Here is a 14,847-nt window from a genome sequence, read left to right as displayed (position 1 = left end):
GGAGCCGACGCGGGTCAACTTCCACAGGTGTCCGATGACGTGGACCCGCGTCGATCAATAGGTTCGGGGCGACCGTCGCGGCGGTGGTCCGCCCGGACGCGGGGCGGAGCCGCGCACGACGGCCGGTGCGGGGAGGAGGAGCACGCGGATGCGAAGCGCAAGACGTGCCTGGCGCGCCTCGGTGGTGGCCCTGGCGGTCGTGGCCACCGGGCTGCCGGCGACCGGCGCCCTGGCCCAGCCGGGCGCCGACGGACCCCCGGGTCTGGTGATCAGCGGCGGCGTCACCCAGCCGGTGTTCGGCTACGCCGACGCGGTCCGGGAACGGGTCTTCGTCACCGCCGACGTCGACACCGACGGCGACGGGGCCCGTGACGTGGTGGCCATGGACATCATCCGGCCGAGGGCGAGCGAGCAAGGGCTGAAGGTGCCGGTGGTGATGGACGCCAGCCCGTACTACTCGACGGTCTGCCGGGGCAACGAGAGCGAGTGCAAGGCCGACGTCGACGGGGACGGGCTGAACGACCGGTGGCCGCTCTTCTACGACAACTACTTCGTGCCGCGCGGCTACGCGGTGATCCTGCTCGACATGATCGGCACCAACAACTCGACCGGTTGCCCGGTCACCGGCGGGCGGGCCGACAACATCAGCGCGCCGACCGCGATCGACTGGCTCAACGGGCGCCGGCCGGGCTTCGACGCCGCCGGTCGGGAGGTCGTGGCGGACTGGCACAACGGCCGCACGGGCATGATCGGCAAGTCCTACGACGGCACCCTGGCCAACGCCGCCGCGGCCGACGGGGTGGCGGGGCTGACCACCATCGTGCCGATCTCGGCGATCTCCAGCTGGTACGACTACTCCCGGAGCAACGGCCTGGTCACCCGGGCGAACAACTACTCGGGCAGCCTCTCGAACACGGTCACCAACCCGGCCCGCCGGGCGTACTGCGCCCCGGTGCGGGCCGCCCTCGGGCAGGGCGGCGACGACGTCACCGGGGACTACAACGACTTCTGGGCGGAGCGGGACTACGTGCCGCACGCCGACCGGGTCCGGGCCAGCGTCTTCGTGGTGCACGGCATCAACGACGACAACGTCCGCCCGGACCACTTCAGCAAGTGGTGGGCGGCGCTGGGCGAGCAGGGCGTGCCGCGCAAGCTCTGGCTGACCGGCACCGGCCACGTCGACCCGTTCGACTTCCGCCGCGCCGCCTGGGTCGACACCCTGCACCGCTGGTTCGACCACTGGCTCCAGGGCATCGACAACGGGATCATGCGGGAGCCGGCCGTCGACCTGGAGCGGGCGCCGGACGTCTGGGAGACGGCCAGCCGGTGGCCGCTGCCGGACACCCAGCCGACCCAGGTGTTCCTGGGGGCACCGGCCGCCGGCAACGCCGGCGGGCTGTCCCTCCGCTCCGGGCCCGGCAACGCGTCGGCGACCTTCCAGGACACGCCGACGATGACCGCGACCAACGCCATCCGCCACCCGTCGGACCCCCTCGCCAACACCGAGAACCGGCTGGTGTTCCTCTCCGCGGCGCTGACCGCGCCGCTGCACATCTCGGGCACCCCGGTGGTCCGGATCAACGCCACCGTGGATGGCACGGACACCAGCTTCGCCGGGCTGCTCGTCGACTACGGCACCCGCCAGCGGTTCAGCACCTCAGGCGACGGCATCCGCACGCTGACCGACGAGGACTGCTGGGGTGAGCCGGCCGACTGGGGTGGCTTCGCCGAGGACGCCTGCTACCGCAGGACGGAGAAGACCGTCGCCAGCAACCCGCAGGAACTGGTGACGAAGGGCGTCATCGACGGCCTGAACCTCGACTCGCCGGCCGTCTCGACGCCGCTGGTGCCCGGCGAGAAGACCGCGGTGGACCTGAACCTGCTCCCCGAGGACTACATCTTCGACACCGGCCACCAGCTCGGGGTGGTGCTGCTCGGCTCCTACTCCGGCTACAGCAGCCGGGCCAAGCAGAACCGGGCGTACCTCACCGTCCACTTCGATCGCAGCCGCATCACCCTGCCGATCGTCGGCGGCCGGACGGCGGCGGCGGCCGCCGGCCTGTAGCCGTCACCTGGGGCGGGGCGCCCGGCACCGGCGCCCCGCCCCGCCGGCTACCGCCCGGGCCGGTACCGGCCGGTCAGCCGGCCCAGCTTCAGTGCCAGGTGCAGGCAGAGCCGCTCGTTGCCGTCCTTGAGGTCGGTGTCGGCGAGCTGCTCCACCCGCTGCAGGCGGTAGTACAGCGTCGTCCGGTGCAGCCGCAGGCGTTCCGCGGTGGCGTGGGCGTTGCCGGCCAGGTCGAGGTAGGCCTCCAGGGTCTCCAGCAGCACCTGCTGGGACTCGTCGTCCAGCAGCCGGCCCAGCCCCGGGTGCACCCGCGCGGCGTCCAACTGCCGGGCGTCCACACCGGACAACAGGCGATAGATGCCCAACTCCGACCAGGCGACGACCGACCCCAGGGCCGGCAGCTGGACAGCCACCCGGGCCGCCTGGAACGCCTCCTGGTAGGACAGCACGCTGTCGTAGAGGCGAGGCCGGGCGTCGCCGATCCCGAGGACGGTGCGCGCCACCGACGCCAGGCCCCGGGTGGCGCCGCGCAGGGCCTCGTCAAGGTGTGCGGCGGCGTCCTCCGCCGCCACCCGCCCGGTGCTCCGCCCGCCGCAGAGCAGCAGCACCCCGTGATCGTGCCGGACCAGGTGCAACGTCTCGCGGGACCCGACCCACTGCCGGGTGGCGACGAGGGCGTGCTCCAGGGCGATCCGGGCCGCGTCGTCGAGCGCCTCGTCGGGCGCCGCGACGAGCTCGGCGACCAGGGCGGTGACCTGGCCGTCGCGGGCGACCGCGCCGTCGGTCAGCAGCGACCGCACGGCCTCCCACCGCGCCTCCGGGGACTCGACGAGGAGGGTACGGGTCGCCTCCGTCTCCCGCTGCGAGGTCAGCTCGCCGAGCAGGTTCTCCCGGTAGAGGGCCAGCGACAGGTCCGGCACCGCCTCGGTCACCACCGAGATGTCCTCGTCGGTCATCCCGTCGGCCGCGTCGATGAACCAGACGAACCCCAGCAGCAGGTCCCGGTGCCGGATCGGCACGCACACCCGGGGCAGCAGGTCCAGCTCCGGGCAGGCGGGGGTGCGGACCGGCTGCCGGGCCTCCATGATGCCGATCTTCCGCGCCCAGGCGATCACCTCGGGGGTGGTGTGCCGGCGCAGGATCGAGCTGCGGCGTACCCCGTCGATCACCCCGGTGTGCTCGCTGTAGACGACCACCCGCTGGCGGCGGTCCTCGATCAGCGCCGGCCGCCTGACCCGTGCCGCGACCCGGTCGACGATGCGTTGCAGTTCCACGCGCATGCGCTCCCCCCGGACCGGCCCGGTACCGGCGGCTCTCCGCACGGCCCGGGCCGGGAGTGTGCTGGTAGGACCGTTGGCTTACCTTCCGATGATGTTGGCCGCTGCGCAATCCCCCGTGCCGGCACCGCGACAGCCGTAGCCGGACCGCGCCGGGGTCTTCCGGCATCTGTCGGAAGACCCCGACCGGCACCGCCCCTAACGTGTGCGGGTGCCGGCCCGAGGGGCCAGGGCGGGCGTCCCGGCCTTGGGTACGCCGGCCGACCGCAGTGTCCGAGAAGGGAACACGTCGTGGCCGCAACCACGCCCTGGCAGGGCGTCATCGTCGCCGTCCCCACGCCGTTCCGGGCCGACCTCTCGCTGGACCACGACCGGCTCCAGGAGCACGTCCGGTGGCTGGCCGACGAGGGCTGCCAGGGCGTGACGCCGTGCGGCCCGATGGGGGAGTACCGGGCCCTCTCCGACGGCGAGCGCGCCGACGTGGTCCGCGCCGCCGTCGAGGCGGCACCGCGGGGCTGCGCGGTGGTGCCGGGCGTCGGCGGGTACGGCAGCCGGCAGTCCCGGCAGTGGGCCGAGCAGGCCCTGGCGGCGGGGGCGCAGGCGGTGCTGGCGCCGCCGCCGGTCGGGTATCCGGCCGCCGCTGCCGAGGTCGTCGCGCACTACCGCGAGGTGGCCGCGGTCGGGCTGCCGGTGGTGGCGTCCCACGATCCAGGCGAGTCCACCGTGGACCTGACCCCGGAACTGCTCGCCCGCGTCGCCGAGACCGACGGCGTCGTGGCGGTGCGGGAGACGGATGTGAGCCGGCTGCACCGGGTCCGCGAGCTCTGTCCCCACCTCGATGTCCTGGTCGGGGCCGACAACGCGCTGCTGGAGCTGACCGTGTGCGGCGCGACCGGGTGGATCGGGCACAGCCCCAACGCGCTGCCCCGGCTCTGCCTGCGGCTGCACCGGCTCTGCGTCACCCGCGACCTGGCGGCGGCGCTGCCGCTCTACGCCCAGCTGTACCACCTGTTCAGCTGGGACCCCCAGCCGGAGCTGGTGCAGGCGGTGAAGCTGGCGATGGGGCTGGCCGGCCGGTACGGCGGGCCGTGCCGCCCACCGCGCGGCGCGCTGTCCCCCGAGACCGAGGCGCAGCTGTGCCGGGACATGGGGCGGGCGATGCGGGCCGCCGACGGGTAACGGCGTCGCCGGCACCGGTCGGCGGCGTCCTGCACGTGTCGGAAGTCGCCCGCCCACCTGCCGACATCTGCACGGTGACCACCCTCCCGGCCGGCTCCTAGATTCGGCATCGGGTGTGATCGATCGGAACGGCGAGCGCCCGCCCTCGATCGCCCCGCCCCTGAGCCCCGACCTGAGAGGTGACTCGATGCACCCGCTGCCCACCAGGCGTGCGGTGTGGCGTTCGGTGCTGGCTGCCGCCGCCGCGACCGTCCTGGTCGCGACCGGCTCCGGGCCGGCCGCCGCCGCACCGGGCGACCCGCCGGACGGGCCCGCCCCGTTCCAGGTGCTCGACCCGCAGCACTGGCAGAACCCCGACACGATGACCTGGGACGACTACCGGCCGGTGCCCCACCGGAACTGGGCCGACCCGACCGTGCGGGGATCGGTCCGCAACTTCAAGATCGCCCTGGTCACGCTCGACTACCCGGACCAGCCGTTCGTCATCACCAAGCCGGCCGGCGCCACGGTCTTCGGCAATCCCCAGGCCAGCGCCGCGAACGTGCCGCGGGACCGGGTCGCGCGGTTCTACACCGACTTCCTGAACTCCCCGGGCGACCTCAACCGGGGCCACACCCTGCACGAGTACTGGATGCAGGACTCCAACGGCCGGTACGGCGTGGACCTCACCGGCTTCGGCCCGTACGAGATGCCGTCCAAGTCCTACCAGTACGGCATCGACAACGGCTTCAACCCCGGCGCCTGCCCGTCGGGGGACACCTGCGCCCGGAACATCCGTACCGACGGGCTCGGCGCCTGGCGCGCGGCCGTCGGGGACGAGGTCGCCAACAGCTTCGAACTGGTCTTCATCCTCTCCGCCGGCCAGGACGAGTCCTCGACCTGGCAGGAGTTCGGCCAGATGATGTTCCAGACCAAGGAGGACGTGCCGGACGCGTGGGGCCCGCCCGACCCCGCCCTGCCCAACTACGCGAAGACCCGGTACGTCGAGTGGACCTCCTGGAAGGCGGCCGCCACCATCTGGCCGAACGCCGGCGGTGGTTCGTCCACCCAGGCGGAGAGCTCGGGCATGGGCGTCTACGCGCACGAGCTGAGCCACCTGCTGAGCATCGGGGACAACTACAACAACCCGTACGGCACGCCGTTGCGCCGCGCGTACACCGGCATCTGGAGCATGATGTCGCGCGGTTCCTTCAACGGTCCGGGCGGGCCGCACACCCGCTGGCAGATCCCACCGGTCAACGGCGGCTCGATGGGTTCGCTGCACACCGTCCGGGACAAGCTGAAGATCGGGCTGCTCGGTGAGGAGCACGTGCTGCGGCTGTCCCGGGAGGCGCTGGCCACCTCCGGCCCGGTGGTCGCGGACGTCACCGCCCGCGCGGTGGACGCCGGCCCGGGCGGGCTCACCGGCATCAACATCGCGATGAACGCCGACCGCGCGCCGGCGTGCAGCGTCACCACCGACCCGCTCTGCGACGGTGGCCGCTACAACAACTACACCGTCGAGGTCGTCGACCGGATGGGCGCGGACTCGTTCACCCCGGACAACGGCGTGCTGATCAGCAAGACGAAGAACACCGACAGCGCCCCGTTCGTGTGGGTCGTCGACGCCAACCCGCAGGACATCGACATGGTGGACTTCTACCAGCCGAACGGGACCCCGCAGAAGCTCACCATGGGTGACTACCGGCAGCTGTCCGACGCGCTGTTCCACGCCGGCGCCAACTCCGGCAGCGAGTACGAGTACGTGGACGAGGCCAACCGCCTGCACTTCTACGTGCTCAACGTGCGCCGGGACGGCGACGGGGTGCTGTCGTACACGGTGGCGGTGCGGTCCCTGGACGGCGCCGGCCCGAGCGAGCACGGCGTGGCGCTCTCCAAGGGCTCCCTGGTCACCCGGAGCCAGCCCACCGGCAACGGCGCCAGCTGCACGTTCGACCTGACCAACACCGGACGGTACGTGGCGGGCGACCAGCAGCACCCGGAGGACGCCGAGGCGTACCTGAAGTCCGACGTGTACCGGCTCTCGGCGAGCGTCGGTGGCGTGGGCTGGCGGGTGGAGCTGCCGAACGAGCTGGCCACGGCCGAGTTCGGCGCCACCACCCCGGTGAGCGTCTCGGTCGGCGCCGCCGCCGACGCGACAGCGACCACCCTGGTGACGCTCACCGCCACCTCGGAGAGCGACCCCAGCAGGACCGTGACCAGCCAGTGCCGGGTCGAGCGGCCCCGGGCGCTGCTCGGCTGACCCACGCGACCAGCCCGGGGCGGTGCCCGCCACCGCCCCGGGCCCCGCCCCGACCACCTGGGAGGACTGATGCGGCGCCTGCTGGCAGCGCTGTGCGTGCCGGGGTTGCTCGCCGGCGCGCTGACCGCGTGCGGTGAGGCGGACGAAGCCCGGTCGGCGCTGACCGTGCGGGTGCTCGTCCGGGACATCAACATCCGGCCGGAGGGCGTGGAGTGCGCCGGCACCGGCCCCTACACCCACTTCCACAACCGGGCACCGTTCCAGGTGGTCGACGCCGACGGCCGGACGCTCGCCACGGGCGCGCTGTCGTCCGGCACCGCGGTGCCGACCTTCGAGGAGGACCTGGAGGTGGCCCGCGTCCCCACCTACTGCGAGTTCGACGTCCCGGTCACGGTGGCCGAGCGGGACGCCTACGGCCTGGTCGTCGACGGGCACCCGCCGATCACCCTCACCCCGAACAGCAGCCAGGGACCCGCGCTGGTCGCGGTGGTGCCGTCATGACCCGCCGGCCCGCCCTCCGCCTGGCCGCCGTGGCGCTGGCGCTGGCCGGGGTGCTCGCCACCGCCGCCTGCTCCGGCGGGGCCGGGGCGCCGGCGCGCACGGAGCCGGTCGCCGGTGGCGCGGCGGCGCTGCCCGGCCCGGCGCCGGCGGGTCGCGCGCTGCGGCCCGCCCCGTCCGGGGCGCCCGGCGCGCCGGCCGTCACCGGTCCGCTCACCGACGGCAGCCGGGTCGCCTTCGCCGACCTGTGGGCCGACCGGCCGGTGGTGCTGGTCTTCTTCAGCTCCTGGTGCACCCTGTGCGGGCAGCGCCAGGACGCGCTGAGCGACCTGGCCCGCCGCCACCGCGACGCGGTGGTGTTCGTCGGGGTGGTCACCGAGGACAAGCCGCCGGACGTGCAGCGCTACCTGCGGGAGCACCGGGTGGAGTACCCGGTCGTGGTCGACGGCGACGGGGCGATCTCGCGGTCGTACGCGGTCCGCGAACCGCCGGCCGTGGTGCTCGTCGCCAAGGGCGGTGCGCTGCTGCGGGGCTGGCCGGGCGGGGTGGACGCGGCGGCCCTCGACGACCGGCTCGGCGAGCTGGTGCTGGCTCCCTGACCCGGCACCCTGGCGTGCCGCGCCGGCTAGGTCACCGGCAGCCAGGCCGGCTGGTCGGCGCCCCAGCGGCTCGGCGGCGTCGCCCAGGTATGCGGACCGCCCGGCAGGGTGACCGGCGGCAGCGCGTAGCGGAGCCGGCCGACCGGGGCGTCCCGCTCGTCGCACCAGGGCCCGGGGTCGGGCACCGCGCCCGCCGCGGCCGGCCCGGCCGGCAGGTCGTGGCGCAGCCATCGGGCAGCCCGGGCCAGGGACAGCTCCACCGACCAGGCGCCCCCGTCCCGGGCCCGCAGGGCGAGCGCCCGCAGCACCGCCGCCGCCAGCAGGTAGCCGGTGCCGTGGTCGAGCGCCTGGGCGGGCAGCACGCCCGGCGTGCCGTCCGGATGCCGTTCGACCTCCGCGATCCCGGTGGCGGCCTGGATCAGGCTGTCGAAGCCGCGCCGCCCCGCCCACGGGCCGGTGGGGCCCCACGCCGACAGGTACGTCACCACCAGGTCGGGGCGGTGGCGGCGCAGCGCGTCGGGGGCGAGGCCCCACCGGGCCAGCGCCCCCGGTCGGTAGCCGCCGACCACCACGTCGGCCTCGGCGAGCAGCGCCTCGAACCGGTCCCGGTCGGCGGGCCGGCCCAGGTCGAGCAGGGTGGAGCGCTTGCCGGAGCCGGTGTCCAGGTGCTGCCCGCCGATCTCCGGCAGGCCCGGCGGGTCCACCCGGAGCACGTCCGCGCCGAGCAGCGCCAGGAACCGGGTGGCCACCGGTCCGGCGATCACCCGGGTCAGGTCCAGCACCCGTACCCCGGCGGCCGGCAGCCCGGCCGGCGCGGGCGGCAACCGGCGGGGCGCCGCCGGGCCGTCCGTGGCCAGCCGGACGAGCGGTTCCACCGCGACCGCCGCCGCTTGCGGATGGCCGTCCCACCCGTCCGGTGTACGGGTCGCGACGGCGAGGCCGCCGGCGGCGTACACCCGCTCCTCGACGTCGGTGGCCGGACAGGCGCGGATCCGGTCCGCCGCGGCCTCGACCAGGGCGTCGTCGTCGGCGGTGGCCGGGTCGAGGCCCAGCGCGGCCAGCAGGCGGTCGCGGTGGTGCGGGTAGTTGGCGTGGGTGCGTACCCAGCCGTCGGCGGCCGGCCAGAACCGGGACAGCGGGGCGAAGCCGGTGAACGCCCGCCCGTCCAGACGCAGGTGCCGTTCGCTGGTGAAGGCCACCGCCACGGCCCGGCTGTCCACGATCAGCGGGCCGGCCGGGTGGCGGCCCCGGGCCCGGCCCAGCTCGGTCGCGGCCAGCCCGGCGGCCGCGACGCAGGCCACCGCCAGGTCGGTGACGGGCAGCCGGGCCGGGAGCGTGCCGGCCGGGCCGCGCAGGTCCACCGTCGCCGGGTCGGCCGGGTCCCCGCCCAGCGCCGTCCACGCCGCCCGTACCGCGTTCGCCGTCGACTGCGCCACGGCTGGATCATTCCACGGGTGGCGGCGGTCCGGAGCGCGGACCGCCGCCACCGCCGTCAGCCCGGTCGTCGGCTCTTCGACGGGGACAGGCTCGGCAGCGGCGTCGCCGGCGGCGACCAGGTGGGCAGCGGCGTCTTCCGGTCGCTCGGGCTCGGGCTCGGGCTGGACGGCTCCGCGTCCGGCGTCGGCTGGGCGCTCGGGCTAACCGAGGACGTGGCGGGGGCCGGCTGCGGCGGAGCGGTCTCGGTCGGCGCGTCGTTGGGGAACTTCGGGTCCTCGAACCGGTACTTGTCCGGGTCGAGCTTCATGGCGGCGGTCGCCTGCTCCATGAACTGCCGCCAGATCGGCCCCGGACCGGTCGACCCGTACACCTCGTAGCTGCCGTCCGTGGTCTTCAGCGGCTTGCCGTCGGTGGTGCCGAGCCAGACGGCGGCGGCCAGCGCCCCGGTCCAGCCGACCATCCAGGTGTGCACGTTCTGCGTGGTGCTCTGCCCGGCCTGCCAGGTGCCGGTCTTGCCGGCGGAGTCCCAGCCGTTGTCCAGCTTCGCGGCCTTCACCCGGCGCAGCGTCCAGTCGAGCTGGTCGATCGCCTCCTGGTCCAGCCCCAGGTCGGTCGCCTTCAGCTGCTCGCTGTAGACCTTCTCGTCGCCCTTGGTCACCGACCGGACGAAGTGCGCCTCGGCGCGCTTGCCGCCGGCGGCGAAGGTGGCCATCCCGTTGGCGTGGTCCTGCACGCTGATGCCGTACTGGCCGATGCCGACCTCCGTGGAGAAGCGCTTGGCCACCTCCTCGGCCGGCTGCTCGCGCAGGTCCACTCGCTGCGGCTGCGGATTGCCCTTCACGGTCTCCCACATCGAGTTGATGCCGGCCCGCTTGGCCATGTCCATGACCTTCGCGACGCCCAGCTTCTCGGTCAGCTCGAAGTAGGTGACGTTCAGCGAGGCCACCGTGGCCTCCCAGAGGGCGCAGTTCGGCTGGCAGGGGGCGTGCTCGGCGTTGCGGATCGGGCCCGCCGCGCTGCCCTTGGTCCGTCCCGACTCGGGGAACTCCTTGGTGTCCGGCGAGTCGAAGTGCTGCTTCACGGAGATGTCGTTCTCCACGGCGGTGGCCAGGTCGTACACCTTGAACGACGAGCCCGGCGGGTGCTGGCCGAAGCCCCGCGCCTGGCCCTTCTCGTCGTAGTACCAGCCGGCGTAGTCGGCGCCGCTGGAACCCCCGTTGCCGCCGTAGTAGCCGAGCACCCGGCCGGTGCCCGGCTCCACCGCGACGAGGGCCGCCTGCCAGTTCTTCGGCTGGCCCCGGACCGCCTCGGGCGCGCTGTCGCGGCGGATGTCGGCGGCCGCCTCGGCGGCGTCCTGGACCCGCTTGTCGACGGTGGTGACGATCTTGTAGCCGCCGTCGCGAATGACCTCGTCCGGCTTGCCCTTGAACTGCTCGGTCTGGCGCAGCTCGCTGAGCACGTGGTTGACCACGAGGCCGGTGGGCCGGTCGAGCCCGGACTGCCCGGCGTTCCGGTCGATCGGCTTCACCGAGTCCGGGTACGCCAGGTTCGCCGCCAGCTCCGGCGTCAGGTAGCCCAGCTTCACCATGCCGTCACGGATGTAGTTCCAGCGGTCGATCGAGTTCTGCCTGGCCCTGGCGTTGCGCCCCGGGTCGTAGCCGGGCGAGCCCTCGGGGTCGTTCGGGTCCGCCTCCGGCTGCTTCACCATCGCGCAGAGCACCATCGCCTCGGCCTGGGTGAGCTGCTGCGCCGGCGGGGCGTCCCGGCGCACCGTCTTGCCGAAGTACGTCTGCGCGGCCGCCTCGATCCCGTACGCGCCCCGGCCGAACGGGACCGTGTTCAGGTAGAAGCCGAGGATGTCCTGCTTGCGGTACTTGTCGTCCAGCTTCCAGGCGATGACCGCTTCGCGTAGCTTCCGCGAGTAGGTGACCCCGCGCAGGTCGGCCGCGACCCGCGCGTACTGCTGGGTGATGGTGGAGGCGCCCTGACGCTGGCCACCGGTCAGGTTCGACCAGGCGGCGCGGAGCACGCCACTGAAGTCGACCCCCTTGTTGGTCCAGAACGTGCGGTCCTCGGCGGCGACGATCGCCTGCTTGGCGGAGTCGTTCATCTGGTCGTACGGAACGATGGTCCGGTTCTCCGCGCCGAGCTTGGCCATCGGGGTGCGGCCGTCGGCGTAGTAGACCGTGGTCGACTCCGGCAGTTTGAGGTCGGTGGGGGTGGGCACGCTGTCGAAGTAGTAGCCGCCGGCCACCAGGCCCGAGCCGGCCAGCAGCGCGAAGACCGCCAGGAAGATCAGCAGGCGGTGGCGTCGCCGCTTCCGCCCCGGGGTCGGGGCGGCGGAACCACCCGCGTTGTCGTTGTCACCGGTAGGTAGCACCCGCACCCGATACCCTCCGACTGCTCGGCCGAATCGTGTCCATGCTCGGCCTGACAGGCTAGCGGAGCTGCGGTGACGCCGTGGCCGTCCGCGTCGGTGGGATGTGGCGCATCTCGCGATCTCACGCTCCGTGACCGGTCGGCCAGCGTCCCGCCCCGGGCGACCGGACGGATCGGGCGTCGTCGAGCGCGCGCGTGTCGGGCCGGTCCGTGCCTCGGTTCGCCGGTCAGACCTGTCTCAGCGCCGCCGACCAGCTGTTGCGCGCCCGGCCCGAGGTGTAGTGGGTCGACCAGTGGGCGTTGCCGCCGGCGCGGGCGGTCCAGAGCGGCGACACCCGCCACATCGGATGGGTGGTCGTGCCGCCCGGGACGCGGAAGGCCTCCCCGTCGGCGTAGCCGTGCCGCCGGTAGAGCTCCCGGTCGGCCTCGGTGAACGCCTCCGCGTACGTCGGCAGGCCGAGGGTGTCCATCCAGCGCTGCGCGCCGGCGAGCACGGCCGCCGCCCGCCGGGCGCCGTGGGGTCCCGGCGCGGCCAGCATCGCCAGGTGGTTGTGCGCCTCGACCGGGCGCTGCGCGCTGAGCCTCTGGTCGAGCAGGAGGAACCGGGTCGCGTACTCGCCACATGCCTGGCCGAGCCGGTCGGCGTACCGGGTCGGGGCCGGAATGGGTCGGTAGCGGTGGAACCAGACCGTCGCGGCCGTGCCGTCGCGGAGCAAAAACGCGTCGCCGACGAGCAGCGCGTGCTCGATCCAGATCCGCGCCGCGGCGGCCAGCACGATCGAGCGGCGCCGCTCGTCCGGGACGAGCCAGGCGCCGAGGCTGGTGGGGGAGAGGGTGGCCGTGACGAGATCGACGAGCCGGCCGGTGTCGGACCATCGGGCCCGGACGACGGGAAGTCTCACGCTCATGGTTGTCTCCAAAGACACCATCGAGATGGGTAGTCGGAAGAGCGCCGGGGTTCGCGGAATCGCCGCGTGCCGGCGCGGGCCACCGGGGCCGTGAGGCTGACGGGGACGCGCCGCAACCCGCCGGTGGCGCCCGCGTTCAGCGGAGAGCGCACCGGCGCGTCGGTCAGGCGGGGCGGGTGCCGGGTCGGGACGCGCGGGACGGCGGGACGTCGCCGTCCGCCCGGGAGCAGTGGTGCTCGGCCAGGGCGGGCGGGGCCCAGGCGGTATTGCCGGCGTCGGCCGAGTCACCGTGCCCGGCGCTGGCCGAGCCGACCCCGCCGGTGCCGGGGACGGGCGTCGGCGAGGTGGGGTCGACGTCCGACGCGGGCGGGCGCGGTCCGTACGGCGCGCCGGGGAGCGACCGGGACCAGGAGGCCGCGGTCGAGCGCGACCGGGCCGTCGAAGAGTTGCCGAGGGCGTGGTCGGCGTGCGGGGCCGGGAGGACGCGTCCGAGTCCCGTCGGGCCCGCCGCGCCCGGCTGGCCGGGCGAGGGCGCCTCGACCCCGTGGGCCGGCGGCGTCGGCGGGTCGGCGGCCGGTGGCCGGTCGTGCGGCACCGGGTCGGCCGGTTTGGGCGCGTGCCCCGGGTTGGGCGTATGCCCCGGTTTGGGCGCGGGCGCCGGTCCGGGCTCGTCCGCCGGTTTGGGCGCGTGCCCCGGTTTCGGCGCGGGCCGCACCGGCGTGCGGTCGGGTCCGGCGGGTCCGTCCGTCGGCCGGCACTCGTGGTGGTGGACCGCGCGCGGCGCCCTCGGCGTCCCGGCCGGCACGGTCGCGGACCGGGCCGGTTCCGACCCGGTCGACCACGAGGGCCAACGGGTGGTCGGCGCGGTGACGCGCAGAGATCCGGCCGGCGTCGTCGCCGTGGCGCCCGCGGTGCGTGCGACGCCACCGTCGCCGGACCCGGCCCGGGCGCGCGACGCTGCCTCCGCATCGGGTGTCGTGCGGACGTGGGTGAAGCTGTCGGTGGTCGCCCGGATCGCGGGCGGGCGGTCGGCCGCGTAGGCGGTGCCGGCGGTGGCGAGCTCGTGGGCGCCCCAGACCGCGACCGCCCCGCCGAGCAGGAGTCCGAGGCGCAGCGCGACCCGGGCCAGTCGCTCACCCCGTCGACTCATCCCGGCACCCCTCCGGCCGTCGGCCGGTGCCGACGATCAACGTGAATACTCTACCGACTGCAGCGGGCCAAGCACAGTCCGCCGCTGATCGGAATCGGGCGTGTCGCCTGAGCGGCAGGCGTGGGTGATCCAGCGACTGGGTATCACCCGAGGTCATGAGCACGAGCACGGTCGACCGCCCCGCCGCCGACGCCGTCCCCGCCCGCCCGGTCGGCGCGGTCGCGGTCGTCGCCCACCGGAAGAAGACCCTCGGCGGCGGCCTCGACGAGCTGCGCAGCAGCCTGGTCGCCGCCGGGGTCGGGCGGCTCCTCTGGTACGAGGTGCCGAAGAGCCGCAAGGCGCCGAAGAAGGTGCGCAAGGCGCTCGACAAGGGCGCCGAGCTGATCCTGGTCTGGGGCGGCGACGGGATGGTGCAGCGCTGCGCCGACACCCTGGCCGGCTCGGACGTGCCGATGGGCATCCTGCCGGCCGGCACCGCCAACCTCTTCGCCACCAACCTCGGCATCCCGGCGGACCTGCCCGAGGCGCTCCGGATCGCGCTGCACGGCCGGCGGCGCAAGCTGGACCTGGGCCGGCTCAACGGGGAGCACTTCGCCGTGATGGCCGGGGCGGGCTTCGACGGCGACCTGATCCGCGACGCCGACCGCAAGCTCAAGGGCAAGCTCGGCCGGGTCGCCTACGTCTGGACCGGGCTGCGGCACGTGCGCGGCGAGTGTGTCCGCACCCGGATCCGGGTGGACGGCGCCGACTGGTTCGACGGCGAGGCGAGCTGCGTGCTCTTCGGCAACGTCGGCGCCATCACCGGCGGCATCCCCGCCTTCGACGACGCCCGCCCCGACGACGGTGCCTTGGAGGTCGGTGTCTCCACCGCCAGCGGCGCGATCGACTGGGCGCGCACACTGGGCCGGATGGCCGCCGGGCGCTCCGAGGAGTCGCCCTTCGTGCGCCTCACCCGCGGTCGCAAGGTCCGGGTGCGCTTCGCCGCCCCGAAGACGTACGAGCTGGACGGGGGCGCGCGGTCGACCGCGAAGCGGCTCAAGGTGCGGGTCGTCCCCGGCGCGCTGACCGTCTGCTGCCCCGGCTGACCCGCGCCGCGCCGCCCGACGGGACCGG

At 74.5% G+C, this 14,847-nt stretch carries 11 protein-coding genes; 6 read left to right on the top strand and 5 right to left on the bottom strand.

Features of this window, described 5'->3' with window-relative positions; translation table 11 throughout:
- The first annotated feature begins 148 nt into the window (after positions 1 to 148).
- Positions 149 to 2,065, top strand: coding sequence for a Xaa-Pro dipeptidyl-peptidase (locus Q2K19_RS28630; protein ID WP_302765228.1), 1,917 nt, complete (start codon positions 149 to 151; stop codon positions 2,063 to 2,065).
- A 47-nt stretch (positions 2,066 to 2,112) separates the two neighbouring features.
- Here Q2K19_RS28630 and Q2K19_RS28625 read toward each other — a convergent pair whose 3' ends face one another.
- Positions 2,113 to 3,339 carry a PucR family transcriptional regulator gene (locus Q2K19_RS28625; RefSeq protein ID WP_302765227.1) on the bottom strand — a complete coding sequence of 409 codons (1,227 nt, stop codon included), beginning with the start codon at positions 3,337 to 3,339 and terminating at the stop codon, positions 2,113 to 2,115.
- Between the two features lie 294 nt (positions 3,340 to 3,633).
- On the opposite strand from Q2K19_RS28625, the gene Q2K19_RS28620 reads away from it, so the two are divergent.
- The 4 genes from Q2K19_RS28620 to Q2K19_RS28605 all read left to right on the top strand — a co-directional run bounded on the left by Q2K19_RS28620 (position 3,634) and on the right by Q2K19_RS28605 (position 7,860).
- A complete protein-coding gene (locus tag Q2K19_RS28620) occupies positions 3,634 to 4,521 on the top strand; it encodes a dihydrodipicolinate synthase family protein (protein WP_302765226.1) in 888 nt (295 codons plus the stop codon).
- 187 nt (positions 4,522 to 4,708) lie between these two features.
- A complete protein-coding gene (locus Q2K19_RS28615) occupies positions 4,709 to 6,763 on the top strand; it encodes a M6 family metalloprotease domain-containing protein (RefSeq protein WP_302765225.1) in 2,055 nt (684 codons plus the stop codon).
- A 69-nt stretch (positions 6,764 to 6,832) separates the two neighbouring features.
- A complete protein-coding gene (locus tag Q2K19_RS28610) occupies positions 6,833 to 7,264 on the top strand; it encodes a hypothetical protein (protein WP_302765224.1) in 432 nt (143 codons plus the stop codon).
- The gene (locus Q2K19_RS28605) at positions 7,261 to 7,860 is read left to right on the top strand and encodes a TlpA family protein disulfide reductase (protein WP_302765223.1); all 600 of its coding nucleotides are present in this window, start codon (positions 7,261 to 7,263) and stop codon (positions 7,858 to 7,860) included. Before Q2K19_RS28610 ends, Q2K19_RS28605 begins: the two co-directional genes overlap by 4 nt.
- Before the next feature lie 26 nt (positions 7,861 to 7,886).
- Here the strand turns inward: Q2K19_RS28605 and Q2K19_RS28600 are convergent, their stop codons facing one another.
- From Q2K19_RS28600 to Q2K19_RS28585, 4 genes are all read right to left on the bottom strand, one after another.
- The gene (locus Q2K19_RS28600) at positions 7,887 to 9,296 is read right to left on the bottom strand and encodes a CoA transferase (protein ID WP_302765222.1); all 1,410 of its coding nucleotides are present in this window, start codon (positions 9,294 to 9,296) and stop codon (positions 7,887 to 7,889) included.
- Positions 9,297 to 9,352: 56 nt separating this feature from the next.
- Positions 9,353 to 11,683 (bottom strand): transglycosylase domain-containing protein, encoded by a 2,331-nt coding sequence (locus tag Q2K19_RS28595; RefSeq protein ID WP_302765221.1) that lies wholly within the window; start codon positions 11,681 to 11,683, stop codon positions 9,353 to 9,355.
- A gap of 220 nt (positions 11,684 to 11,903) precedes the next feature.
- Complete coding sequence (locus tag Q2K19_RS28590; protein ID WP_302765220.1) at positions 11,904 to 12,584, bottom strand: hypothetical protein; 681 nt, start codon at positions 12,582 to 12,584, stop codon at positions 11,904 to 11,906.
- 163 nt (positions 12,585 to 12,747) lie between these two features.
- Positions 12,748 to 13,734 (bottom strand): hypothetical protein, encoded by a 987-nt coding sequence (locus Q2K19_RS28585; protein ID WP_302765219.1) that lies wholly within the window; start codon positions 13,732 to 13,734, stop codon positions 12,748 to 12,750.
- Positions 13,735 to 13,889: 155 nt separating this feature from the next.
- Here Q2K19_RS28585 and Q2K19_RS28580 point away from each other — a divergent pair, with 155 nt between their 5' ends.
- On the top strand, positions 13,890 to 14,819 hold the full coding sequence (locus tag Q2K19_RS28580; RefSeq protein ID WP_302765218.1) for a diacylglycerol/lipid kinase family protein: 930 nt from the start codon (positions 13,890 to 13,892) through the stop codon (positions 14,817 to 14,819).
- Positions 14,820 to 14,847: the final 28 nt, after the last annotated feature.

Source organism: Micromonospora sp. NBRC 110009 (genome assembly GCF_030518795.1).
Lineage (GTDB): Bacteria > Actinomycetota > Actinomycetes > Mycobacteriales > Micromonosporaceae > Micromonospora.
Note: the sequence above shows the minus strand (reverse complement) of the source record. Positions and strands in the feature narration are given on the sequence as shown.